Genomic DNA, 22,420 nt, shown 5'->3' with positions numbered 1-22,420 from the left:
AAAATTTCCAATGAAAATTTATGGTGAGGGACGATATTTCGAGCTTACTGGTCTTTTTCGTTGGGAAATATCCAATCAATGGAGTCTCGTTAATCTTGAACTCCAAATTAATTGGATAAATTCCAATCAGGGGAATTGAGTATCAACCCAATCCAACGTTTGCTCCTTTCCCCGCTCCCCGTTTGTGGGAATGTCTTAAATCTTTTATACTTGAAAAGAAGGTACTTGTGAGGAGGAGAGGGACGTTGGTGGGAAAAATCGCCCTGATTACGGGAAGCGCCAAAGGCTTGGGCAAGAAGACCGCGTTGACGCTGGCGGAGCAAGGCTGTCATATTGCACTGAATTACGTACATAGTGAATCGGAAGCGCTTGCCCTTCAATCGCAGATTGAGCGGATAGGCGTTCGCTGTATCGCCGTGCAGGCCGATGTGTCCAGGCGGGATGAGATCGAGGCTCTTGTGGGTCAGGTTCAAGGCAGCCTTGGAAGTATCGATATTCTTGTGAATAATGCCGGACCGTTTATCCGTGAGCGGCGGCTGTTTACCGACTACAGTCAGGCTGATATTCTGGCCATGATCGATGGCAACCTGGTCGGCACGATGCTGCTGGATCATCTGGTTCTTCCGGGAATGCGGGATAAAGGCTGGGGACGAATCGTTCATTTTGGTTTCGGCCATGCTTCGGAATCCCGGGCCTGGCCGCATCGCGCGGTTTATGCCGCCGCCAAAACCGGGCTCGTCTCCTTTACGAAGACCCTTGCGGTTGAAGAGGCCCCGTACGGGATTACCGTGAATATGGTATGCCCCGGAGATATTCGGGGGAGGAATAAGGAGATTTCCATCGATGAAGCCCGGGAGCTGTCCGATAAAGAGACGCCTTTGGGCCGCCCTGGCAGCGGAGAGGATATCGCCCGCGTCATTTCGTTTCTCTGCGATAAGGATTCCGATTTCATTACCGGCAACATCATGGACATCTCGGGCGGACTCGATCCGATTCGCCCCTGGATTAAACCGTCATAAACAATAAAACACGGCCTTTCCGGGTAAGCCGGAGGGCCGTGTTATTGGTGTTGCTATGCTGCCGGAAGAAGGTTCCGGTCCGCTGTATATCTTAAAATACTTGTACGACCTCTTGCACGCCTTCCACTTCTTCAAACAGCGCGCGTTCGATCCCTGCTTTGAGGGTAATGGTGGAGCTTGGGCAACTGCCGCAGGCACCCATCAATTTCAATTTGACGATACCGTCTTCCACGTCGACCAGTTCGACGTCGCCGCCATCACGCTGCAGGAAGGGGCGAAGTTTGTCCAAAACTTCCAGCACCTCGTCATACAATTTATCTTGTACGTTTTCACTCATTGTTTTCAACTCCTTTCCTTTCCTATATATTATATTACAAAAAACTTTAAATTTAAATGCTTCGCTGACAGGGGACTTGCGTTTGAAACCGATTATTGAATTTTGTGCAAACAATGCCGGATTTGGTACGGATGTTGCCTTGAACCGGCTGAAAGAACATTATGACTGCGAAGTCATCGAATATGGTTGTCTTACGGGTTGCGGCATGTGTTATATGTCTCCGTATGCCCTGGTCAATGGAGAGACCGTGGCGGCGGAAACCGCTGAGCAGCTGTATGAAGTCATCGTTGATTTGATCAAAGAGATCGAAGCGATAGAATGATCCCAATATAGTCGTCTGCTCATTTTAAAGTCTGCATAATCCTGTCGCCGTTAGCCAAGATGGTGCTTGGACAGCCACAGTACGCCGCTCTTTAGCAGACGCGGCACTCGTCCCGTAACCTGGGCTTTGCCCATTAAGCCGAATCCGGCTTTTTTGCCGAGCGAACCGAGGGTGCCTTTCAGCTTGATGGGCTGAAGCTTCGGCGCTTCGCCGCGCCATCCGGCCGACACAATTTGAGCGATCTGATGACCTTGGCCTTCGGCGGCTTGAGCGCTTGGGGCAAATGGAAGACTGGCACAGTCGCCGCAAACAAAGACTTCGGGGTAGTCCGGTATTTGGTAGTGTTCTCCAAGCAGGACACGGCCCTGGCGGTCTTTTGGTACGTTCAGATTTTGCACAAGCTCCACGGGCCGGATACCGGCGGTCCATACGGTGACATCCGACAACAGATCTCCGGCTTCATGATGGATCACTCCCGGTTCCAGCGCATGAATCGAAATATGGGACAGCGTCTCCACTTCGTGTTCATGGAACCATTTCGCGACATAGGTCGATACTTTTGGCGGAAAAGCCGACAAAAGACGCGAACCGCGGTCGATCAGGGAAATATTCAAATCAGGGCGGCTTTCGCGCAGTTCGGCGGCAATCTCCACCCCGCTGAGTCCGCCGCCGACGATATTGATTTTACTGTACGGCTTGGCATTGTTCAGATTCATATAAGTGTTGCGCACCGCCGAGAAGGACTGGATACTGCATGAAAACTCCTTCGCGCCGGGGACATTGTGATAATTATCGGTACAGCCCAGAGCAATGACAAGCTGATCGTATTCAAGCGGGGATTCGCCTAACTCCGAAAAGTGGATCCTCCGGTTCTCCAAATCCAGTGATACGGCCTCTCCGTACTTGATGCTCAGACCGCTGTAATGAGGAAAGGGAACCCGGAGCTCGTGATCGGACGCCGTTCCGGCCGCCAAAGCATAGTATTCGGTCTTTAAGCTTTGGAAAGGCATCCGGTCCACCAACGTAATTTGAATATCCGCGGGAATATGCCCCTTAAAAAGTTCATGAATAATGGTGGTTCCGCCATAGCCTCCACCCAGAATAACGAATTGTTTCATCTCATCGTATTCCCTTCTGCCGGGGGTTGGTTATTGCTCTTCACTGTCACCCGAATGCGTTATTCATAAATCTGGATTTCGTTGTAGAAGGTGTCTCTTTCCACCGGAGTGCGTCCGGCGCCTTTTACGAGCCAAATCAACTCTTTCCGGGTTAATCCGTCCGGGGTGAGCGCTCCGGCCGCGTGGCTGATCTGTTCCTTCAAAATCGTGCCGTGCACATCGGAGGCGCCGAAGGTCAGTGCGACCTGGGTCAACTGAACGCCGATATTGATAAAGTAGGCTTTAATGTGCTGGATATTGTCCAGCATCAGCCGGCTGATGGCGATTGTTTTGAGATCTTCATAGGCTGAATTTCTCCGCATGATTCCCGCGTTTTTATTGCGCGGCTGCATGGAAAGCGGGATGAATACCATGAATCCGCCGGTTTCGTCCTGAAGCTCGCGGATCTGGATCATATGCCGGATCCGGTCCTCGTGGGATTCGATCGAACCGTAAAGCATCGTCGTGTGCGTCTTCATCCCCAGTTTATGGGCGGTACGGTGCACGTCGAGGTACTGGTCCACGTTTGCCTTTTCCACTTTCATTTTCTCCCGGTATTGATCGGACAAAATTTCGGCTCCGCCCCCGGTCAACGATTTCAGGCCGGCCTTTTGCAGCTCCGTCAGGACTTCCTTCGTGCTGAGACCGCTGATCCGCGTGAAAAATTCGATTTCCGCCGCCGTGTACGCTTTGAGCGTAATGTCGGGAAACCGCTCGTTGAGCGCTTTGAGCGAGTCGACATAGTATTGGAAAGGAACGTGCTGGTTGTGACCGCCGACGATGTGGAATTCACGTACGCCTGGAGTAATATGTTTCTCCACATAAGCCACCATTTCATCACCGGATAAGGTGTAAGAGCCTTCTTCGCCCTGATCCTTGCGGAAATTACAGAAAGCGCAGTGTGATTCGCAAATGTTAGTGAAATACAGGCTCATGTTTTCGATGAAATAAACTTTTTTTCCGTTTTTCCGCAAGTTTACTTCATTCGCCAACTGACCAATGGTCAACAAATCGTCGCTCTCATATAGATATACCCCGTCTTCGAGGGTTAAACGTTCACCTTGCCTTACTTTTTCCACAATTTCGCTCATTCTTTGGTCGGTGTTCGGTGATACTGTTGTAAACATGACAAAACCTCCGTTTCCTGGATGATCCATCGGATACATTATTATAGACAGATTAAACCACTTTCCTATTATAAACCTCCATTTGAAAAGGGACAACACATGGAACAAGCGGATTCGGAAGGCGCTACAATAAAAATCACACTCGCTTGAGAGGATGGGAGATGTGGAGTATACTTTGAATATAAGGAGGGGTAACGATGATTGAAATCTCTGATAGTGCCGCACAGCGGATAAAGGACATGATTGCCGGAGAGGAAACGCCGGATATGTTTCTTCGCCTCGGGGTAAATCCCGGCGGATGCAGCGGCTTTTCATATAGTATGGGACTGGACGATCAGGAAGGCGAAGGCGACGTTTACCTGGACATTAAAGGCATTAAGGTCGTGGTCGGCAAAGAAAGCGTCCGTTATCTGAACGGCCTTGAAATCGACTTCCAGGAATCCGGCATGTCCGGCGGCTTCACGATCAACAACCCGAACGCGATCGCGTCCTGCGGCTGCGGCCAGTCGTTCCGCATGCGGGACGAAGAAGGGCGCCCGGAAGTTTGCGACTGAGAAATGCTGTAGTGGTGTAGGTTGCACGGTTTTTCTTCCGTTGATCTGGACGGAACCGATACGGAAGCCAAATATGGTGGTTTGAGGGAACATAGGTCGTGAACGACAAAATATTAGATGTGTCGATTAGTGACATTGTTCGTTTTTTTATGTTAGTGAGAATGTGATTAAGGGACTTACACAGTTCTATAAATTTAAAAAAAGACTATTAAACGCTGTTTGCACCGTTTAATAGTCTTTTTTTTATTTGTAAAATAAATCATCTGATTTTCCTTCTTCATAATCAACCATATATCTAAAGGTTGGGAATATCTGAAAAACTTCGTCTTTTGAATTGAGAACGTGAAGTTGATACTCCATATTATCTTGCATAGTTTTAAATTGTTTTTCACTAATTTCAGCATCGATTACTTCGCTAAAAGACAAACTATAGTTTAAACGGCCATCGGAACTTATTTTACCAGGAATTATTTCAGAATTCTTTTTATTTAATATACTTTGAACGGGCTCGGGATACACAATAACAAATGAATATGTAATTCCACTATTCAATATCGCATATAATTTTTCATTGAAAATGTAATCCATAGAAAATTCAATTTTCTTTTCTTTGTGAACAATATCAAATTTCTTTACAATAAAATTAGGAGGTAAGAAGATCTTTTCAATATCCTTATCAGAATATTGGATATCTTGAGAAGGGGTGAGTACCTCATTTGTTACTAAAGGCTGAACAATTTCCGTTGAGTTTTTGTTTGTAACTTCTTTATTGTTAGATTCATTTGTATCCCTCTGTAAAGTACTTGAGCATCCTGAAATGAATATTAACAGTAAAATAAATATAGCTTTTTTCATCGTTACCTCCGTTGAAATTTCTTAAGCAAAAGACTTAAAATGCATCTAAATAGAAAAAATGCATTTTAAGTCCAAGTATCTATCTTATTAAAACTTAACTCACTTTTTGTTGATCGCTATATTTATCATAAGTGTAATCAGCAGTCAATTTCTCTCTACTTATTACCTGTCCATTGATACGGTAGTGCTTAAAATTCTACAAATCACCTCCATTGTATTTTTTTTCCTGTACATTAATATAGAACACATAAATTGCCAGTTTGGTTGTATGATTCTTTTTTTTCTGGAAGGATTTTTATAATGCATGATTAATTATCCCACCCTTCGATGAAACGTTTCTTAATTGACCTACGTGCATAGTAAAGTTTTTGTTTAACTACTTCTTCACTTACTCCTATTGCTACCGCTATTTCTCTATATGTCATCTCCTGCTTCCAGCGTAATTCAATTAAATGTTGATATTCTGGCTTAAGGTCATGTAAGTACTTGCCTATTGTTTCTGAAAGTATCTTTAATTCTACCTCGTTTACAACCGAGTTAATGTCAGTAGCAAAAATTATATTGTTATCAAGTAATGTATTGTCTATATCTATAACTATATGACTTTTTTTTCCAATATAGTTATATGTAGTGCTTCGAACAACAGTTTTCACCCAGTTTATTAATTGATACTCACTTGTGACAGAAGGTATATTTCTTACTGCTTTTAAGAATGAATCTTGAATTATATCTTCAGTAACTGAATGATCTTTTATTATCTTATAAATAATAGGATAACCAATTCTGCAGAACTCCTCGTAAACTTCCCGTTGTATATTAAGATCGAGGTCAGTAAAATTGGGGGAAGTTAATAACATTAAAGAGCGGTTCAATGTTAACCCTCCTCGGTCAAAAAAATCTATTAAATATCCTTTTTTTCCAGTATATTCTAAATTTGTAGTTTTGAAAAGTGATTAATATTATGCAGTAAACATATGATCCAAACAAAATTTTTTTATAAATCTAATAAGTCACTTGCTATAGCAATTCGACTATGAAATGAACACTCAATTATTATTACTACTTATGGTATAGCCATCAGGTCATAGTTTTAAGAAGTAAAGAAGCAATGATATGAGACATCACTGTACGAGTTTTGATAATGGGAAGGCTTTTGCATTTCCTGCCTGCTTTCGCAAAAATTAAGCCGATTTTAAACCGGCGCGCCTTCTATCTTAACCTTTTGGATATACGATAGTAGTAAATATAAAATTGTATATTTTGGAGGGATACGGTGAGGCCTTTAGAAATTGTTTTGTTTGCGGGGATTGTCTTACTCTGGTTGGCTGTCATGTTTGCACGGCGGTTTGACCGAAAAATTGGCTGGAGCGTTACAGTTATGTGCGTTATCGTTCTTGCGGCCCAATGGCTTGTAGAGGGTTATCGATGGCAGTTTGTTCCGGCCTATTTCTCTTTCGGGCTTCTATTATTAGCGGTTGCGACGAGACGGTCGGGGACGCTGCCGAAAGGGAATCGTTGGAGAAAAGCGGGGAAGGCTCTGCTGCTTGCGGTATCGTGCGCCGGCATCCTGGCTTCTGCGGCACTGGCCGTATTGCTTCCCGTGTTCCTGCTTCCTGAACCGGACGGGATATATGCCGTTGGGACCGAGACTTTCCGGTTCGTGGACTCCGACAGGCCGGAGCCAAGCAGCGATGATCCTGATGATCATAGAAAGTTAATGGTAACGATTTGGTATCCGGCGGAATCATCGGCCAAGCGAGAGCAAGAGACTGCCATGCTGCTGCCGTTAGCGGGAGCTACCGGAATGGCTGAACCTTATTTGAATGCCTATGCGGCTGAAATGGGCCTGCCCGACTTTACGCTAAAATACTGGAAGTACCTTCGTAGCAACAGTTATGAAAAAGCGGCGATCGCGTCCGGTAAGGCGCCGTTCCCGGTCATTCTGATCAACCATGGCCAGGGCACGACGAGGATGCTTCACACCTCGCAGGCGGAACACCTGGCGAGCCAAGGTTATATCGTTGCGGCAATCGATCATACCTACAGCACGGTAGCTACGGTGTTCCCGGAGGGGCAGGTCACCGGGTTTCAAGCCGAGATGAACGGAGACGATTTTTTGAATTCGGGGAAAGAACTCGGTGAAACTTGGGCCGCAGACGTCGATTTTGTGATTGCCTGCCTGGAGCGACTCCATCAAGGGGAGAATTCCAGCCGATTTAAGGGGACGATGGATGTAAGCAAGATCGGGGTCATGGGCCATTCTTTCGGAGGGGCTACGGCCTATCACCTTACGGCGACACGCGACAAGATCAAAGCCGGTATCAATATGGACGGGACGAACTTTGATCGCTTTGACGAAGATCATATCATGACGAAACCCTTTTTGTTCATGGAATCGGGGGCATTCAAAAACTTCGTTCAAGGCGTGGGAATGGACGGAGCCGAACGGCAAGCAATGCAAGAAATCATCAATAATGAAAAGTCCATTATCGGAAGCGCCCAAGAACATCAGGGGCATTTTTTATACATCGAGGGTAGCGAGCATTATGATTTTACCGATCTTCCCCTCTATTCCCCTCTGGTATCGCTGACCGGGATGACAGGAACGCTAAAGGGAGGCAGGGGAGCCGAGATCGTGAACTCTTATGTTCTGGATTTCTTTGATACTTATTTAAAAGGTAAAAAGTCTGCGCTATTGAACCAAGACATCATCGATGCCTATCCCGAAGTGAAGAGGGACTTGGAATTTAAACCGGCAGAATGATACCCGCGTAAAAAAGGCTGTCTCGCGAAGGTCGATGGACCTTACGGGACAGCCTTTTTGGATTTCTTTATTGACCCTGCTCCGGATTCGAAACTTTGACGGTAACTTCCACATCGGGAGGAAGCCCCGGATCCTTTTCTTCCGGCTCGTATAAATGAGATCGCATCTCAAACCACTTGAACAGATGGTTGACCACCACTTTGAGCACGGCATATCCGGGCACCGCCAAAATAATTCCCAGCACGCCGAACAAATTACCTGCGGTCAGAATCACAAAAATGATCGTGATCGGGTGAATTCTCAAGGATTTACCCATAATTTGAGGCGAAATGAATTTGCCTTCGATCAATTGCACCACGGTCCAGACGATGATCAGCTTAAGCAGCATGAATGGCGAGGTTACGATCGCAATAATGAGTGCCGGCGTAATGGCGATGGCCGGACCCAGATAAGGAACGATGCTGGTAAACGAAGCGATGATCGCCAGAACCAGGGAATAATCCATGCCGATAATCAAAAATCCGATGTACAGCAATATCCCGATGCAGAAACTGACGATAATCTGACCGCGGATATAAGAGCTGATTTGTCCGTTCATTTCCGACATTACCCGGTGAGTCTGGTTCCGGAATTTTACGGGGACGTATCTCAAAATGAAGGCAGGAAGCTTTTTGCCGTCCTTCAGCAAATAGAACAGAATGAACGGAACGGTAATGATCGCGAGCACGAAGTCCTTCAAAGCACCCAGGAATCCGCCGATCCCCGACCAGGCGTTATCCAGAATCGTAGTGGCTTGCTGGGAAATCGTTTCCCCCACTTTGGTCGGATTAAAGCCGGTCGATTCCTGAACCTGATGAAAGAAATTGCTGCCGATGAGCTTTTCGAATTGCACTTGCACTTCATAACTATATTTCGGAAAATTGTCGATCAGGTCGGTAATCTGTTTCTGAACGATCGGCACTACGGAAATGATGACCACCGTAATGATTCCTACGATTAATAGGTAAAGGGCAACGATGGTATAGACGCGGGGAATTCCTTTGCGCTCCAGCCAATCCACGAGAGGGTTCAGCAAATAATAAATCGCGCCGGTCAGCAAGATCGGAAGCAGCACGGTTTTTAGCAGTACAGTTAACGGTTTGAATACAAACGAGACTTTGTCCAGCACCAGGACGTTAAGCCCGATGAGCAGCAAAATCAGCAGAAACAGGACAAACCGGTTGCCGAGAAAAAATCTTTTGAAACGTTCACTCCATAGTTGCGCGCTTCCCATGAAAGCAAAATCCTCCTGTCGGGTGGTATTAAGTCATAAAGTCATAATATAGTATTACGCAAAAAAATGATTTGGTTTCATAGTTTTTTGAAAAACGCAATGAAAAATATAAAGGATTCATATCGCTTCGCCTTTCGAAGGAATATGAATCCCGCTTCAATGCCCGGTTATTAAAAAAACTGCTTCTCCACCATAAACGCTACCATGAACGCGGCAACCAGAGAAAACAGGATGCATCCGGCACCCAGGCCTTTGCGGGTTCCCTTCATAAAACGGAATCCCGTAACAAACAGCAGGACCGTGATCGCGGCCAGCACGAGCGACATGGCGATCATGGCAAACCAATAAAGAACTTCAAATAATTTGTCCATCGCTTCCTCCATTGCACTTAAGGATTCTCTTTCGTCTTTACGCCTCGTTAGCCCCTACTATACTTTAATTTTTACATTTTGCATAGAAATCGCTGCCGGGAAAACAGGCTTCCGCCTCGGACAAACATACAAGAACACTTGACTCCGTTTGAGTATGATTAACGTATAACCGAAAGGGGATGGTCTCATGGCGGGAAGACAACTGGCCAACAAATGGCTGAAAACGGAAGCGCTACTGAGAAACGCGTACGTGGCCGCCCACATACCGCATACCCGAATGTACAGTGCAGAGTCGTTAAAAAGCATGCTGAATCAGTTTGGAATGGTAGTCATTAAGCCGCTTAAGGGCGGTGGCGGTTACGGGGTTATTAAAGTAACTCGCTCCAGAGGGCAGTATTCTTTTACGTATATGTCTTCACAAAGAGTGTTTAACAGCTTCGATGCCATGTTTCATGCGTTAAATCGGGTGAAAGTTGGCCGGAAATATATGATACAGCAAGGAATCCATCTTGCCAGGATCGGCGGGCGTCCGATTGACTACCGCGTGAAGGTAGTAAAGCAAGGCGGGACTTGGGCATACCGTGCGATGGTAGGGAGATTGGCCCGTCCCGGGTTGTTTGTCACGAATTTGTGCAAGGGAGGAACCCAATTGAGCGCCAGACAGGGGCTTGGTCTTTCTCTCCGGCAAAAAGGAGCGGCGGGCAAAAAACGCCAGGAGATGCGTAACATCACGAATACATGCATCGGGATTCTTGAATCCGCTTTTCCGGGCATAGACCAATTGGGATTTGATTACGGGATTGATGCAAGAGGCAAGCTGTGGATATTTGAAGTGAATACCCGGCCGCAATAATTTGAACGCAATGGTTTATAGCAAACTTTTACAGGTTAATGAATTATGACTTTGTATTTTACAAAAATAAAAAAAATTTTGGTCGGAAATAGGGCTGGAAATACCCTGTGAATAACTTTTATCCACATTATCCTATCTTATTCTACAATGAACGAGCTTTATTACTAACAAGTTATTCACAGGATTTCCACAGCCATTTGTGGATAACAGGAACGCTTGTTCTGCAAGAAGTTTCTTGATATGATTAGGAAAAATATAGAAGGGATGTGTTATCAATGGCGATGTTGACAGACGAGATGCTGCTTGAATCCTATCATATGGCTACGATGCTGCAATTGGACCGGGAGTTCATCGCACTGCTGTTGGCAGAGATCCATAGACGCGATCTGATGAGCGATCAACCCGTATTGCACTAAAGAAAACGTGTGTAATGATAATGGACAAGCTGACGTCAAGGCGCTTTCCAAGCGTTGACATGATAAATATAAGCTTCATGGCAATGAGGACACTGCACAACATGTTCGCAACCGGAAGGAGCATGAACGGAGTATGCCGAGGTATACTGGTCTGCAGAGCCGTAAGGGCTGTAAGGTCCTGCGTAATCCTCTTTTGTTCCGGCGTTTTCCAGAAGATAACCACAATCGGGACAGGTTGCCGCTAACGGTGCTAATCCGTTGCACAAGGGGCAAATATAAGACAAAGGGTATCTCTCCTTTACAGCAAGTTTTTCCTGCGTAAAGTTAAGATACCCCTTTTTGTTTCAACTCATGTAACTAGAGTTTCAAACTGCTGCTGTGTCCCGGCGATAATTTGGCATCCGGATCAATATACACCTTCGCATTGTTAACGGCCGTAGGCGCTTCCCCGAAGCCGACGGCGATCAGATCAAGCTTGCCTGGATAAGTAGTGATATCCCCTGCAGCGAAGATTCCCGGAATCGAGCTTTCCATACGGGAGTCTACCACGATGGCATTCGATTGTATCTCAAGGCCCCATTCCGAGATCGGTCCGAGCGAAGACACAAACCCGAAGTTGACGATAACGTCATCGACTTCGATCTCCTGCGTTTCCTGATTTTTGGTGTGAGTCAGCGTAACGCGTTCAATTTTGTCTTCTCCGTGCAATGCCGTAATTTCCGTAGGAGTAATTACCTGCACGCTCGAAGCCATCAAATTCTCCACGCTGTGTTCATGAGCGCGGAACTTGTCGCGGCGGTGGATCAGCGTAACTTGTTCCGCGATCGGCTCAAGCATGAGCGCCCAATCTACGGCGGAGTCCCCACCTCCGCTGATCAGAACGCGGCGGCCTTGGAATTTGCTCAGGTCGCTGACGAAATAATGAAGATTGCTCTTCTCGAATTGAGCGGCGTTTTCCAGTTCCAGACGACGCGGCTCGAATGCGCCTACCCCTGCTGTAATGATTAGGGCACGGGCATGATGGATGTCCTTATCGGTGGTAACGACAAAATGACGGTCCTCTTTCTTTTCGATTTGCAGTACTTTTTCTTCCAGGCGAATATCCGGATTAAACAATTTGATCTGTTCGTTCAAATTGTTGACCAGTTCCTGGCCGGTAATTTTAGGGAAACCGGCGATATCGTAAATATATTTCTCAGGATATAGGGCGGCAACTTGCCCTCCCAGCTGAGGCATACTTTCGATCAATTTGACGGATGCTTTTCGCATACCGCCGTAAAAAGCAGCAAACATGCCTGCAGGCCCGCCTCCGATTATGAGCAGGTCGGTAAATTCGCCGCTTCCATGTTGGGATGACACAAGCAAACACCTCCGGATGATTTTCATCAATCTTTATATTGTCATTTCTACTTTATTATATCTGTCCCATATCGACCTTGCAAAGCAGACCAAATATTGTCGAATTTATCGTCAGAAAAGCCTGCAAAACCGCGGAAATCAGCGTAAAATAAGACTTGATCTTTTATACAAAAGCCGATATTATTCAAATGTATGTACACTTATTTGTGACGAAAAGAGTACATTTATGAAAATACTGTGTATTATTTTTGATAATTATTCTGGAACAGTTTAAAATAATTGTGACAAATGTCGCACAATGAAAGCGTTAATTTACCAGAGACTATTTTTTTATGTGTTTATTTTCACATTGAAGTTTTTGGTTTTTATATAAAATATAGAGCTTCAACCCCCGGAAGGAGAACAAGCCTGATGAGTACCATACCTAAAATCGTCATTCTTGGAGCGGGATATGGCGGTATTTTGACTGCACAGCGTCTGCAAAAAGAATTGAATTACAATGAAGCTGACGTTACCCTGGTGAACCGGCACGATTATCATTATTTCACCACGCATCTGCATATGCCGGCGGCCGGAACCGATTCCATAGAACATACGCGCGTTCCGATCTCCAAATTGATCGATGAATTCAAAATCGACCTTGTGAAATCGAATGTCCAGGAGATTCGTCTTTCGGATAAAAAAGTGGTTCTCCAAGACGGGACACTGTCTTACGATTATCTCATCATCGCGCTTGGCGGCGAACCTGAATCGTTCGGCATTCCGGGGTTGTCTGAGTATGCGATGACGATCCGGAGCATCAATTCGGTGCGCTTGATCCGTCAGCATATCGAATATCAATTTGCGCTGTACAAAGCGGACGAGAGCCGTACGGACCGCCTGAATTTTGTTGTGGGCGGCGCAGGCTTCAGCGGTATCGAGTTCGTTGCGGAACTGGCCGACCGGATTCCCCAGCTCTGCAAGGAGTATGATGTCGACCCTAGCCTGGTGAACGTATATAATGTAGAAGCTGCTCCGACGGCCCTTCCCGGCTTCGATCCGGAACTGGTCGAATATGCGATGAATGTCTTGACCAAGAAAGGCGTACAATTCAAAATCGGAGTAGCTATCAAGGAATGCACTCCTGACGGGGTATTGCTGGCTACCGGTGAAGAGATCAAATCCGCTACCGTCGTATGGACCGGCGGGATCCGCGGGAATCGTCTGATTGAAGCGGCAGGATTTGAAACGGCCAGAGGCCGGGTGAAAATCGATGATTATCTGCGCGCGCCGGGTCATGATCATGTGTTCATCATCGGGGACAACTCGCTGATGTTTAATCCGGAAGGCCGGCCTTATCCGCCGACCGCGCAAATCGCCATGCAGCAAGGCGTAGTCTGCGCGCAAAACGTGGTGGCTTCCATCCGCGTGAAGGAGCTCAAGAAATTCGTTTACAGCAACAAAGGAACCGTAGCTTCCTTGGGCAAGGGCGAAGCGATAGCATCTGCCTTCGGCAAGAAGTATAAAGGCTGGGTGGCCGCTCAGATCAAGAAGCTTGTAGATATGCGTTACCTGTTTATCATCGGCGGGATTCCACTCGTCCTGAAAAAAGGCAGATTCCTGTAAGATGAGGCACTGCAGCGTGCAAGTCCGGGGGTTGTTGACGAGAGAGGAACTGGACCGGTATAACGCTCTGATGGAGGTCGGTTCTTATTTGGAATCGCAGCAACAGTACGATCTGGCCTATACCGTACAAAAGGAAGTCGATATCCTGATTCTTCCGGCCATTGAGCGTCTGAAGGAAAAGAGCCGGGATCGCGACCGCGCTACGGCGGAGTTTCTGGAGTCGCTGCGTGAGCAGCAGGATGAAGAATAACAACGGATAGCGGATGTAAATAAAGATCGCCCGGTTAGCCGGGAGGTCTTTTTTTGTTTGATAATTGAAGATTGAATGGAAAAACCGCCCGTTTCACACGGGCGGCTATACTGCGGGATTATAATTTAAGCATGTCCTCAAACAACTGCTCATTCAGCAGGTTCCCGACGTAGAAGGAACCGAATTCCCCGAACCGGGCGCTGACTTCATCGAAACGCATCTCATAGACGAGCTTCTTGAACTGCAAGGCATCGTCGGAGAAAAGAGTGACGCCCCATTCCCAGTCGTCCAGTCCGACGGAGCCGGTAATGATCTGCTTCACCTTGCCGGCATAGCCGCGGCCGATCATGCCATGGCTGCGCATCATTCCCCGGCGTTCTTCCATCGACAGCATGTACCAGTTGTCGTTCAAATCGCGCTTTTTGTTCATCGGGTAGAAGCAAATATATTTCGATTTCGGCAAGATCGGCTGCAAACGCGCCATCACTTCCGGGTTCGCTTTCGGGTCGCCGTCGCCGGAGGCCATGTAATTGCTTAGTTCCACGATGCTGACGTAGGAATAGGCTTTGGTTGTATATTGGGCGAATGTCGTTTTGTTGAAGGCATTCTCCAATGCGTTTAATTCTTCAAGGGTTTCGCGCAGATGCATGAACACAAAATCGGCTTTTTGGCCTACAATGGAGTAGACGGCGGTGCTGCCTTTGCCGCTTTGCTCGTCGCCATGCCATTCCTGCAGAAAGTTATGTAACTCCTCCAAAGCGCCCGCGCGCTCCTCGTCGTCCGCAGCTTTCCAGGCCGTCCAGTTGATGGACCGGAAATCATGCAGGGCATACCAGCCTTCCAGAGTTAATGCAGCTTCGTTCATTTATGAATCACTCCTAAATAGTCAGTGTTGTATTCATTCTTGTCAGTAAAAACGGATGCGCTTCTCTTATTGTATCCTAACGTTCCGCAAAGGAGCAAACGGAATCCCCCTGTTTTTGAGGAAAGTTCATTGATTCGCAACATTTTTTTTAGTAAACTATCTACTAGTTCTTGATCTTGTGATATTAATTATAGTGTGACTAATGAAGGGTGGGAACATGGGTGGGATGGCTCATCGTTTTGGTGCTGATGGTTTTGTTTTTTGTCATGATGTTCGGCATCGGATTTATTCTTAATATGCTAATGAAAACAACCTGGTTTCCCGCTTACATTTTTATTATCGTCATCTTGCCGATCGTCGTGTACAGCTTGTGGGACCATGACCAAGGCTTCGGCGCCTATCTGGCCTCCTTCCGGGTGGTGGACTATCTGACCGCGCTTGCCGGGCTTGCAGGGGCCGTTTTAAGCGGCTGGACGATTCGAAAACTGCGGATTGGCGGATATAAAATGTTTTAGTTACATGGATGAATCGGAAAATGAAGAAAAGCCTCGGGCCTTGCCGCCCGGGGCTTGTCGTGTTGGAGCCGCTCATTCTTTTTGCCCCAGTTTCCATTTTTGATATTCCAGGAAATCCCGGAATTCCTTTTTGCTTATGCCGGAGGACATGGCTTCCTGCACCAGCAGCGACCATTCCGGGTCGAGCATGGGGTCTGAAGGACGGTCTCCATATAGCAGCAAGTTGATCGAAACGTTCAGGGCATCGGCCATTTTTTGCAGGAATGAGATTGAAGGATTGGATTGGATGCCACGCTCAACATTGCTCAAATAAGACTTGGCGACTTCCGCCGTCTCGGCTAGCTCTGACAAGGAATAGCCACGATCCTGCCTGATTTTCCGGATGCGTTCCCCAATATGATCTGCCATGTAGCCGTCGCCCTTCTATACGAATATTTGAAGCCATTATATCAAAATATGCAGTATTGGACAAAGGCGAAAGGCCACATCCCGGAAAAGAAAAGAACACTGCAAGCCGCCGGCAAGCGGGGATTACGGTGTTCTTACTAAGGCAGTGAAGCCGAATGTTATGCTTATCTTGCTTCGCCGTTGCCTTGTTTAGCTGTGAAAGTCCATTTGAGATTCAGGGAATCGCCTTGGAATTGGTTCTGGTCCGCATTGTTGTCTACGAATTCGAATTTCACGATCAGATTGTCTGAGTTTCCGGCTCTAAGCCCGCCACGCTCTTCAAACCAGTCCAGCCATTTGTTTTCAACCGCATCCGGGGAAAGGCTTTGCAGGGCGAATAATGTAGTTTCATAGATGACGGTTTCATCCTTATCGAGATTCGTCAAAAATTTAACTTTGATGTGTTTGCCGAAATCATCGGTATTTGCGGGAGCGCCAGCACGGTTAGTTACCGTATAAGAAGTACCCAGATTTACTTTTCCGATGTCCAGGGAGCCGTTGTTTTTCAGCTTAAAAGTACGGACTGCATAATCTCCGGGCTTCAGATTGCCTACGTCAATAATGGCTGTCGGATCGGCATTCAGATCCAGAGTTCCCGCCGCAAAAGTTCCGGTGGTTTCAACGGAATCGCTAAAGTAAGCGAACGTGCCTCCTCCGATCAAGGATAAGCCGAGTGCTGCGGTTATTACGCCAAAGCCCAAAGTTTTCTTGATTCCCATGAACAAATTCCTCCCGATTTCTCAATAATTTTATATTGCATCCCTATGAAAAACATAAGGAGAACAACCAGTGAGCGAGTTACGTTGTTTTCGTGGCTCCATCGGGCCCTTGTTTTTTCTCTTCCAGCGATGAGATGGCTTTCCAGAGGGTGATGACGGCATAGAAGACAAGCAGCAATCCCGGCACAATCAAGAGCGTGACATTTCCGAGTTTCGTCCCGGCAAAGCTAACAATGTAGCCAATGTAAGGAATCGTGAACCCGGTATACCGGCCGATGACGTTTACCGAACTCACCGGTTCAATATCCGGGGCGTCGTTACTGTCGCCTTTGGTGCGATAGATCACCTGATTGGTTTGCTCGTTTTTAACGACCTCTACGATGCGGTGGGTAATCAGCCGGTTCTCGTCGGCACGAAAGGTGATTATATCGCCTTTGTTGAAACCGGATGTGTCACCTTCCGGTTTAATCGCTACAATGGATCCTGTATGAATTGCCGGCTCCATCGATCCGGAAAGAACGCTTTTCAACTGATAGCCATAGAAGGTCGGCTCCCCGCCGGAAACTTTGGACAGAATGACTGATCCCGCGACCAAGATAAATAAAAGTACCATAACAATCGTTACAATGTGGCCTAGTATTCGTTTAAACATCATTTGCATCGACTCCTGTACCTGTTTGATTCGGATCAGCATTTATCGGGGCATCAACAGGCTCGCTGCCGCTTTCGGTGTCCTGATGAGGCTCATCCACACCCGGAGGTGTTTCGCCATGGCCTAAATCGGTGTCCTCATGCTGCTCTTCCTCCTGTTTCGGCTCTTGCTCCAGCTCTTGTTGTTCTTGTTCCAACTGCTTCGCTTGTTCCGTTTCAAGCTGCTTCGCCCGCTCCAACTCCGCCAGTCGCCGTAACTCCGCGGCTTCGAGCAGGGTTGCTTGGAATTCCTCCAATTTTAGGATGTCGGAAGATAAGTCGGTCATAGTGGATGACATGGATTGTTGCAAGCTGTTGTAATAAGCCAGCAGTTCCTGACTGACGGGATCCCCGTTGGCGGCGTATCCCTCGAACACGTAAATCCCTTCAATACGATTGGTCGACAGATAGGGAAGGCGGTCGAGTTCTAGTCCGGCATCATATATTTTTCGCAAATATGCAAGAATGTCGCCGAGTGAGTCCCGAAGGGCACCGGACAGAAACTGGGGCTGATTCACCCGATCACTGATGCTGCCGAACAGTGAAGCCTGCCTGATTTCCACGCAATTGGGTTGGGATTGCTGAATGAGTTGGAGCAATTCAAGCGTAATCGCCGAGCTGGCGGACATTTCGGCGGACAATTGATCCCAGGCGCTCCGGTTACCGTCATATATAAGCTGAAGATTCTCCAGCTGTTTGGAAAGTTCGGCGATCTGTCCGGAAACGTCGGCTGCGGCTGTTTCCTGCTCCATTCCCGCAGGCCCTCCAAATCCGCCTTCGCCATAAGTCGAGGCAGTGACGGTAAGGTTCTCCGATGTCCATGCGCTCCAAGTTGCTTCATAAGTGTCATAGGTTACTGAAACCATTTGCAAACTATTTTTATAAAATGAGGCTCGATCCAAATGGGCGTTTAAATCACTCAGCAAGCTCTCGATTTTCTCCGGAAAAATCTCGCAGGCCTGAATACCCGTAAAGTCTTCCTTGATGCTATTGAATTCACCGTACGTGGTGCCGACCTGCTGCGAAGCGTAGAATAATAATGTGGATAGCACCATACTGGATTGAACCGTTCTGACCATATATTGATGCCGCTTTTTTTTTCGGGTTTTACGAATCCACCCCGATCTTGTTCTTCGCAGACAAAGTCCTCCCTTCCTGTGGCATTACGCAGCAACATGACTTCTCAAATTTGTTCGCTATAAAGAATGCAATTCGAATATAATCAAAATGCGCCCAAAAGAAAAACTGGAAATTCCATATTTTATTCCTTATAACGAACGTTTTTCTTCCGGAATCACCTGTTTTCATTAATAATCGCCCGTTTCCACGAATGAGATTCTTTATTGAGAACGATGACGGGAAGGTTTTTTGATGAATAGACCGCTTTCGTGAAGATTGCCTCTCATATAACAAATTAAGCCAACGTTTTCTTGAAAAATCCAAATACTTCTTTACCTACACCGACATATTTTTTATACGAGTTCCTTTATAATGATTTTAAATCTTCATTGTCGATGCTAACCTGGTTGCTTAAATCGGATGATGCCAGTAAAGGGTAAACTTGCTGAAAAGCAGGGGCGCAAAGTTTCGGGTCTAAGGTAGAAATACTAGGATGGCCGGACTGCCTGGGGAGATAACAAGATAATCTTAGGAGGAGAATTTAGTTGGAAAATTCCGCCCAGGTATTCGTGAATGATGGATATGCCAAGGAAGTAGATCCGGAATGGGTTAATTTGCTCATCATGGCCAAGGAGGCGGGAATTCCGATTGATGTGGTTCGCGGCTTTCTAAGAGGGGATTACCGAGTTTGTTTGGAGCAAAATGGATAACTTCATTTTTATTGCGATAAATAGAGGAGCGGAGATCATCCTGTATGGCGGGAGGGTCTCCGTTTTGCAATTGCACGTTCATTTGAATAAGGGAATCGGGCAAATAAGCTGAGAAACACAGGTAATGCCGCGGGGAGGGAAATTTTTAGCGTTTTTTGTAAGGTTTTAACGATTCGGGTCTAGCGGATTTGTGATAGAATAGAGAAAGTCTAAATGTACGTATTGGGAAGGAGCGATGAAGCCGTGCGCATGAACAACATGCTGCATTTTACCGAAAATCACCGTTATTGCGTATACCGTGACTTCTCTCTTAGTCCCGTGGACGATAAAATGCTCGGATTGATTTATCAGCCTATGGTAGGAGCACTGGCCGTGGCGCTGTACAGGCTGCTGGCTGAGCAGGTTCCGCTGGAGCAAGTGGGCTATTCGGCCATTGAGCAGCAGCGGGGGCTGTTTCTGACGATGGGCCTGGAGCCGAGTGAGAAAGGGCGCACACTTCTGATTGAACAAGCCTCCAAGCTGGAAGCGGTCGGGCTGCTGCAAAGTAGTCGCTTGTACATACCGGACGGTGACGATTATTTGTATGAATACGAACTTCAGCCGCCATTGTCTCCGGCTGAATTTTTCCGCACTCAACACCTGACGCTGCTGCTGCGCGATAAAATCGGTAAATTTGCGGTATTGTCGCTGAGGGAGCGCTTTTTTTGTCCGGAGCCTGGGGATTTGTACGGATTAACCTATAATAAGGAGAATATCTCGGTGCCGTTTTACGAGATTTTCGAACTTAATACGCATTCTATCGATTATGAGCTGGAACAGGCCATCGCCGAGACTTCCATTGCGAGGCAGCCGGGAATGAAGACGGAGGAGGAAGCGGATGCGCTCAATTACGCCGACATCATTATCCGTTTTCCGCGGGAATCCGTAAATCGCACCTTTGTGGAAAAACTGCGGTTTGACCCCGAAGGCATGGGGGTAGCCAATTATGTGGCCCGCAAGTATGACCTTAGCGTGCAGGATCTATGCCGCTTGCTGGATGAAGACGGTGTCTTCGATCCAAGCGGTACGCTGCTGCTCGACGAGTTGCAGCACAAAGCGAACCTGCATTTCAGACAGGGGAAACGGCGCCAGGAGGAGCGGGAAATCGCTTATGCCAAGGTGGTCTCCATTCGTGCGGATGAGTCGAGTCAGGAAACCGGAAGCCATCAGGAAGAAGTAGCCGTCCAGATGGAGTATTACGTCGAGGTTCCGCCTCAGTTTATGAACAAATGCGATGTGCATCAATATAATATGATGCTTCGGAACGAGCCGTATACCCGGTTGTTAAAGACGTTTTTTCCGGGGGCGGTGCCGGATAACCTGCTCGATATATTCGAAAAAATCGATCTGAACTACAAGCTGCCCGGCGAGGTCATCAATGTGCTGATTCATTATTTGATGGCGTTGCTTACATCCGGCGGCGAACAGCGGATCAATCGCAATTTCGTCGATGCGATTGCGTCGAATATGTTGATGAAGCAGGTCAACACCTATGAGAAAGCCGTTCAATATATACGCGATCAGGCCAAGTTGAAAGAGAAAATACCGGCGCAGCCTTCGGCGGCCGGGGCCGGACGCGGAAGAACCTATAACAGCCGGGGAGCTAAGCCGAAACCGGAAATCCCGATCGTACAGAGCTCTACTGGAAATCAGGGCGTCTCGGAAGAAGAATTTGCCGAATTGCTCAAGATGGCTGAACATATGCAATCCAGCAAGAAAAAGGGATGAGAATCAAGTAAAAAGGTGTGAGAATTATGGAATCCCTCGGGGAACTGCTGTCGCAAATGAAAAGCCCGCAGCTCCGGCGGCGTTCGGAGGAATTGAACGCCAGAATGATGAACGAACCGCTGGTGCGCGATTTGTGCATCCGTCATCCGGAGCTTACCGAAGAACATCTGCTTCGCGGTATGGCGAAGCTGTATCAATACGTGAACGACAGCCGGCACTGCGCGGCTTGTCCGGGCTTGGACAACTGCCCCAACGACTTCCCGGGGCATTTCACGAAGCTGACGGTGGAGAATAACGGCGCTGGACCGCAGTTGGTCGACCGTCAGGTGCCTTGTCCTAAGCAATTGCAATTCGAACATCAAATGCTGGTAAAGAAGCGGATACAAAGTTTTTATGTTGATGAGCGGGCTTTAAGCGAAGGTTACAAAGAAGTTGAGATATTGACCAGAGATACCGCACGGACCCCAGCTGTAGGTCAGGTGTTCCGCTATATCAACGAAACGAAGGAGTCGGGTCTGAGTACCCGCGGGCTTTACCTGGAAGGCCACTTCGGAACCGGGAAAACATTTCTGATGTGTTATCTGCTGCATGAACTGGCTAAAGAGGGGTATTCCGGGGTGATCGTTTACATGCCGGAATTCGTGGAGGACTTGAAGTCCATGCTGCAGGACAGTCAGAAGCTGAAGGAAACGACCGAAGTAATGAAGCAGGCGGATCTGCTCATTTTCGACGATATCGGGGCGGAGAATTTAAATCCGTGGGTGCGGGATCATGTGATGGGCTCCATTTTAAACTACCGGATGAATCGCAAGCCCACCTTTTATACCTCCAACTATTCCTTGAAGGCGCTGGAGAAACACCTGAGCTTTACCAGCAAAGACGGGGAGGAAATCCATAAAGGGCAGCGGTTGATGGACCGGATTGCGCCGTTTGTGGACGTCGTCACCGTCAGCGGGAACAACAAGCGCGGCAAGGTTTGATTAAAGGCCATCATTTATCGATTAAACAAAAAAGTCGGGCAGGGGAATATTTCATCCCTTGCCCGACTTTTTGCCGTAGACTCGCCGCGCTTAACCGGCAATGAACTTGACGATAACCATTCCGAAGAAAATAACGGCCATAAACGTGAGCATCCCGAAAAAACCGTTCATGAGATCGAATAAGTCGTTGCGGGGTTCTTCGTTAATATGCTCCCGGGGATCGGTCACATGCGTGTTTGCATCCATGGCGGCAAGGCCTCCTCGCAAAATAAACTCGTTGTCAATAATAAACATCATAGACAATTCGTTTTTGGGTTATTATTAGTATAACCAATCGCCTTGAAAT

General features: G+C 47.2%; 26 protein-coding genes and 1 riboswitch. Of the genes, 12 read left to right on the top strand and 14 right to left on the bottom strand.

Annotated elements, in window-relative coordinates; all coding sequences use genetic code 11:
• Window positions 1–245: 245 nt before the first annotated feature.
• Window positions 246–1,019 carry an SDR family oxidoreductase gene (locus ACLB09_RS22170; RefSeq protein ID WP_410772024.1) on the top strand — a complete coding sequence of 258 codons (774 nt, stop codon included), beginning with the start codon at window positions 246–248 and terminating at the stop codon, window positions 1,017–1,019.
• Window positions 1,020–1,110: 91 nt separating this feature from the next.
• Here the strand turns inward: ACLB09_RS22170 and ACLB09_RS22165 are convergent, their stop codons facing one another.
• Complete coding sequence (locus tag ACLB09_RS22165) at window positions 1,111–1,356, bottom strand: NifU family protein (protein ID WP_114496928.1); 246 nt, start codon at window positions 1,354–1,356, stop codon at window positions 1,111–1,113.
• An 82-nt stretch (window positions 1,357–1,438) separates the two neighbouring features.
• Between ACLB09_RS22165 and ACLB09_RS22160 the strand changes: the two genes are divergently transcribed.
• Window positions 1,439–1,678 carry a YuzB family protein gene (locus ACLB09_RS22160; protein ID WP_410772023.1) on the top strand — a complete coding sequence of 80 codons (240 nt, stop codon included), beginning with the start codon at window positions 1,439–1,441 and terminating at the stop codon, window positions 1,676–1,678.
• Window positions 1,679–1,728: 50 nt separating this feature from the next.
• On the opposite strand, the gene ACLB09_RS22155 is transcribed toward ACLB09_RS22160, so the two are convergent.
• Both ACLB09_RS22155 and mqnE read right to left on the bottom strand, forming a co-directional pair.
• A complete protein-coding gene (locus tag ACLB09_RS22155) occupies window positions 1,729–2,796 on the bottom strand; it encodes an NAD(P)/FAD-dependent oxidoreductase (protein WP_410772022.1) in 1,068 nt (355 codons plus the stop codon).
• A gap of 59 nt (window positions 2,797–2,855) precedes the next feature.
• A complete protein-coding gene (mqnE, locus tag ACLB09_RS22150) occupies window positions 2,856–3,962 on the bottom strand; it encodes an aminofutalosine synthase MqnE (protein ID WP_410772021.1) in 1,107 nt (368 codons plus the stop codon).
• Window positions 3,963–4,159: 197 nt separating this feature from the next.
• Here mqnE and ACLB09_RS22145 point away from each other — a divergent pair, with 197 nt between their 5' ends.
• Entirely contained in the window at window positions 4,160–4,516 is a 357-nt protein-coding gene (locus ACLB09_RS22145; RefSeq protein WP_410772020.1) for a HesB/IscA family protein, read from the top strand.
• A gap of 243 nt (window positions 4,517–4,759) precedes the next feature.
• Here ACLB09_RS22145 and ACLB09_RS22140 read toward each other — a convergent pair whose 3' ends face one another.
• Window positions 4,760–5,371: a hypothetical protein gene (locus ACLB09_RS22140; protein ID WP_410772019.1), complete on the bottom strand. Its 612-nt coding sequence runs from the start codon at window positions 5,369–5,371 to the stop codon at window positions 4,760–4,762.
• Between the two features lie 308 nt (window positions 5,372–5,679).
• Window positions 5,680–6,243, bottom strand: coding sequence for an RNA polymerase sigma factor (locus ACLB09_RS22135; protein ID WP_410772018.1), 564 nt, complete (start codon window positions 6,241–6,243; stop codon window positions 5,680–5,682).
• Window positions 6,244–6,644: 401 nt separating this feature from the next.
• On the opposite strand from ACLB09_RS22135, the gene ACLB09_RS22130 reads away from it, so the two are divergent.
• The gene (locus tag ACLB09_RS22130; RefSeq protein WP_410772017.1) at window positions 6,645–8,135 is read left to right on the top strand and encodes an alpha/beta hydrolase family protein; all 1,491 of its coding nucleotides are present in this window, start codon (window positions 6,645–6,647) and stop codon (window positions 8,133–8,135) included.
• A gap of 67 nt (window positions 8,136–8,202) precedes the next feature.
• Here the strand turns inward: ACLB09_RS22130 and ACLB09_RS22125 are convergent, their stop codons facing one another.
• Window positions 8,203–9,408 (bottom strand): AI-2E family transporter, encoded by a 1,206-nt coding sequence (locus tag ACLB09_RS22125; RefSeq protein ID WP_410772016.1) that lies wholly within the window; start codon window positions 9,406–9,408, stop codon window positions 8,203–8,205.
• A 170-nt stretch (window positions 9,409–9,578) separates the two neighbouring features.
• Entirely contained in the window at window positions 9,579–9,779 is a 201-nt protein-coding gene (locus ACLB09_RS22120; protein ID WP_410772015.1) for a hypothetical protein, read from the bottom strand.
• A 187-nt stretch (window positions 9,780–9,966) separates the two neighbouring features.
• On the opposite strand from ACLB09_RS22120, the gene ACLB09_RS22115 reads away from it, so the two are divergent.
• Window positions 9,967–10,632 (top strand): YheC/YheD family protein, encoded by a 666-nt coding sequence (locus ACLB09_RS22115; protein WP_410772014.1) that lies wholly within the window; start codon window positions 9,967–9,969, stop codon window positions 10,630–10,632.
• Window positions 10,633–10,907: 275 nt separating this feature from the next.
• Window positions 10,908–11,048 carry a sporulation histidine kinase inhibitor Sda gene (gene sda / locus ACLB09_RS22110; protein ID WP_410772013.1) on the top strand — a complete coding sequence of 47 codons (141 nt, stop codon included), beginning with the start codon at window positions 10,908–10,910 and terminating at the stop codon, window positions 11,046–11,048.
• A 357-nt stretch (window positions 11,049–11,405) separates the two neighbouring features.
• On the opposite strand, the gene ACLB09_RS22105 is transcribed toward sda, so the two are convergent.
• Window positions 11,406–12,407, bottom strand: coding sequence for an NAD(P)/FAD-dependent oxidoreductase (locus ACLB09_RS22105; protein WP_410772012.1), 1,002 nt, complete (start codon window positions 12,405–12,407; stop codon window positions 11,406–11,408).
• Between the two features lie 411 nt (window positions 12,408–12,818).
• On the opposite strand from ACLB09_RS22105, the gene ACLB09_RS22100 reads away from it, so the two are divergent.
• Both ACLB09_RS22100 and ACLB09_RS22095 read left to right on the top strand, forming a co-directional pair.
• Window positions 12,819–14,012, top strand: a complete 1,194-nt coding sequence (locus ACLB09_RS22100; RefSeq protein WP_410772011.1) for an NAD(P)/FAD-dependent oxidoreductase — start codon at window positions 12,819–12,821, stop codon at window positions 14,010–14,012.
• A gap of 1 nt (window position 14,013) precedes the next feature.
• Window positions 14,014–14,262: a hypothetical protein gene (locus tag ACLB09_RS22095; protein ID WP_410772010.1), complete on the top strand. Its 249-nt coding sequence runs from the start codon at window positions 14,014–14,016 to the stop codon at window positions 14,260–14,262.
• Between the two features lie 118 nt (window positions 14,263–14,380).
• Here the strand turns inward: ACLB09_RS22095 and hemQ are convergent, their stop codons facing one another.
• Window positions 14,381–15,127, bottom strand: coding sequence for a hydrogen peroxide-dependent heme synthase (hemQ, locus tag ACLB09_RS22090; RefSeq protein ID WP_410772009.1), 747 nt, complete (start codon window positions 15,125–15,127; stop codon window positions 14,381–14,383).
• Between the two features lie 221 nt (window positions 15,128–15,348).
• Between hemQ and ACLB09_RS22085 the strand changes: the two genes are divergently transcribed.
• The gene (locus ACLB09_RS22085; protein ID WP_410772008.1) at window positions 15,349–15,642 is read left to right on the top strand and encodes a YuiB family protein; all 294 of its coding nucleotides are present in this window, start codon (window positions 15,349–15,351) and stop codon (window positions 15,640–15,642) included.
• A gap of 72 nt (window positions 15,643–15,714) precedes the next feature.
• Here the strand turns inward: ACLB09_RS22085 and ACLB09_RS22080 are convergent, their stop codons facing one another.
• The 4 genes from ACLB09_RS22080 to ACLB09_RS22065 all read right to left on the bottom strand — a co-directional run bounded on the left by ACLB09_RS22080 (window position 15,715) and on the right by ACLB09_RS22065 (window position 18,577).
• Window positions 15,715–16,050 (bottom strand): helix-turn-helix domain-containing protein, encoded by a 336-nt coding sequence (locus ACLB09_RS22080; protein WP_410772007.1) that lies wholly within the window; start codon window positions 16,048–16,050, stop codon window positions 15,715–15,717.
• Window positions 16,051–16,214: 164 nt separating this feature from the next.
• Window positions 16,215–16,808, bottom strand: coding sequence for a TasA family protein (locus tag ACLB09_RS22075; protein WP_410772006.1), 594 nt, complete (start codon window positions 16,806–16,808; stop codon window positions 16,215–16,217).
• Window positions 16,809–16,887: 79 nt separating this feature from the next.
• Window positions 16,888–17,463, bottom strand: a complete 576-nt coding sequence (gene sipW / locus ACLB09_RS22070; RefSeq protein WP_410772005.1) for a signal peptidase I SipW — start codon at window positions 17,461–17,463, stop codon at window positions 16,888–16,890.
• Window positions 17,453–18,577 carry a hypothetical protein gene (locus tag ACLB09_RS22065; protein WP_410772004.1) on the bottom strand — a complete coding sequence of 375 codons (1,125 nt, stop codon included), beginning with the start codon at window positions 18,575–18,577 and terminating at the stop codon, window positions 17,453–17,455. The genes sipW and ACLB09_RS22065 overlap by 11 nt, the downstream gene beginning before the upstream one ends.
• Before the next feature lie 465 nt (window positions 18,578–19,042).
• A riboswitch (cyclic di-GMP riboswitch) is annotated at window positions 19,043–19,127 on the top strand.
• A 35-nt stretch (window positions 19,128–19,162) separates the two neighbouring features.
• On the opposite strand from ACLB09_RS22065, the gene ACLB09_RS22060 reads away from it, so the two are divergent.
• From ACLB09_RS22060 to dnaI, 3 genes are all read left to right on the top strand, one after another.
• On the top strand, window positions 19,163–19,327 hold the full coding sequence (locus ACLB09_RS22060) for a hypothetical protein (RefSeq protein WP_410772003.1): 165 nt from the start codon (window positions 19,163–19,165) through the stop codon (window positions 19,325–19,327).
• Between the two features lie 243 nt (window positions 19,328–19,570).
• Window positions 19,571–21,094, top strand: a complete 1,524-nt coding sequence (locus ACLB09_RS22055; RefSeq protein ID WP_410772118.1) for a replication initiation and membrane attachment family protein — start codon at window positions 19,571–19,573, stop codon at window positions 21,092–21,094.
• Between the two features lie 26 nt (window positions 21,095–21,120).
• A complete protein-coding gene (dnaI, locus tag ACLB09_RS22050; protein WP_410772002.1) occupies window positions 21,121–22,074 on the top strand; it encodes a primosomal protein DnaI in 954 nt (317 codons plus the stop codon).
• A gap of 90 nt (window positions 22,075–22,164) precedes the next feature.
• Here the strand turns inward: dnaI and ACLB09_RS22045 are convergent, their stop codons facing one another.
• Window positions 22,165–22,320, bottom strand: coding sequence for a YqzM family protein (locus ACLB09_RS22045; protein ID WP_114496945.1), 156 nt, complete (start codon window positions 22,318–22,320; stop codon window positions 22,165–22,167).
• Between the last annotated feature and the right edge of the window lie 100 nt (window positions 22,321–22,420).

Origin of the sequence: Fontibacillus forbon, from assembly GCF_046559655.1 — a bacterium.
In the GTDB taxonomy this organism is placed as follows: domain Bacteria; phylum Bacillota; class Bacilli; order Paenibacillales; family Paenibacillaceae; genus Fontibacillus.
This window is presented reverse-complemented; position numbering and strand designations above follow the sequence as displayed.

What these genes read in the sequence shown, in the direction of transcription:
- ACLB09_RS22120 (WP_410772015.1), bottom strand. Translation starts at nt 9,779, where the DNA reads ATGGACAAATTATTTGAAGTTCTTTATTGGTTTGCCATGATCGCCATG.
- ACLB09_RS22045 (WP_114496945.1), bottom strand. Translation starts at nt 22,320, where the DNA reads ATGGATGCAAACACGCATGTGACCGATCCCCGGGAGCATATTAACGAA.
- ACLB09_RS22100 (WP_410772011.1), top strand. Translation starts at nt 12,819, where the DNA reads ATGAGTACCATACCTAAAATCGTCATTCTTGGAGCGGGATATGGCGGT.
- ACLB09_RS22080 (WP_410772007.1), bottom strand. Translation starts at nt 16,050, where the DNA reads ATGGCAGATCATATTGGGGAACGCATCCGGAAAATCAGGCAGGATCGT.
- ACLB09_RS22165 (WP_114496928.1), bottom strand. Translation starts at nt 1,356, where the DNA reads ATGAGTGAAAACGTACAAGATAAATTGTATGACGAGGTGCTGGAAGTT.
- ACLB09_RS22065 (WP_410772004.1), bottom strand. Translation starts at nt 18,577, where the DNA reads ATGGTCAGAACGGTTCAATCCAGTATGGTGCTATCCACATTATTATTC.
- ACLB09_RS22125 (WP_410772016.1), bottom strand. Translation starts at nt 9,408, where the DNA reads ATGGGAAGCGCGCAACTATGGAGTGAACGTTTCAAAAGATTTTTTCTC.
- ACLB09_RS22095 (WP_410772010.1), top strand. Translation starts at nt 14,014, where the DNA reads ATGAGGCACTGCAGCGTGCAAGTCCGGGGGTTGTTGACGAGAGAGGAA.
- hemQ (WP_410772009.1), bottom strand. Translation starts at nt 15,127, where the DNA reads ATGAACGAAGCTGCATTAACTCTGGAAGGCTGGTATGCCCTGCATGAT.
- ACLB09_RS22115 (WP_410772014.1), top strand. Translation starts at nt 9,967, where the DNA reads ATGGCGGGAAGACAACTGGCCAACAAATGGCTGAAAACGGAAGCGCTA.
- mqnE (WP_410772021.1), bottom strand. Translation starts at nt 3,962, where the DNA reads ATGTTTACAACAGTATCACCGAACACCGACCAAAGAATGAGCGAAATT.
- dnaI (WP_410772002.1), top strand. Translation starts at nt 21,121, where the DNA reads ATGGAATCCCTCGGGGAACTGCTGTCGCAAATGAAAAGCCCGCAGCTC.
- ACLB09_RS22140 (WP_410772019.1), bottom strand. Translation starts at nt 5,371, where the DNA reads ATGAAAAAAGCTATATTTATTTTACTGTTAATATTCATTTCAGGATGC.
- ACLB09_RS22075 (WP_410772006.1), bottom strand. Translation starts at nt 16,808, where the DNA reads ATGGGAATCAAGAAAACTTTGGGCTTTGGCGTAATAACCGCAGCACTC.
- sda (WP_410772013.1), top strand. Translation starts at nt 10,908, where the DNA reads ATGGCGATGTTGACAGACGAGATGCTGCTTGAATCCTATCATATGGCT.
- ACLB09_RS22145 (WP_410772020.1), top strand. Translation starts at nt 4,160, where the DNA reads ATGATTGAAATCTCTGATAGTGCCGCACAGCGGATAAAGGACATGATT.
- sipW (WP_410772005.1), bottom strand. Translation starts at nt 17,463, where the DNA reads ATGATGTTTAAACGAATACTAGGCCACATTGTAACGATTGTTATGGTA.
- ACLB09_RS22155 (WP_410772022.1), bottom strand. Translation starts at nt 2,796, where the DNA reads ATGAAACAATTCGTTATTCTGGGTGGAGGCTATGGCGGAACCACCATT.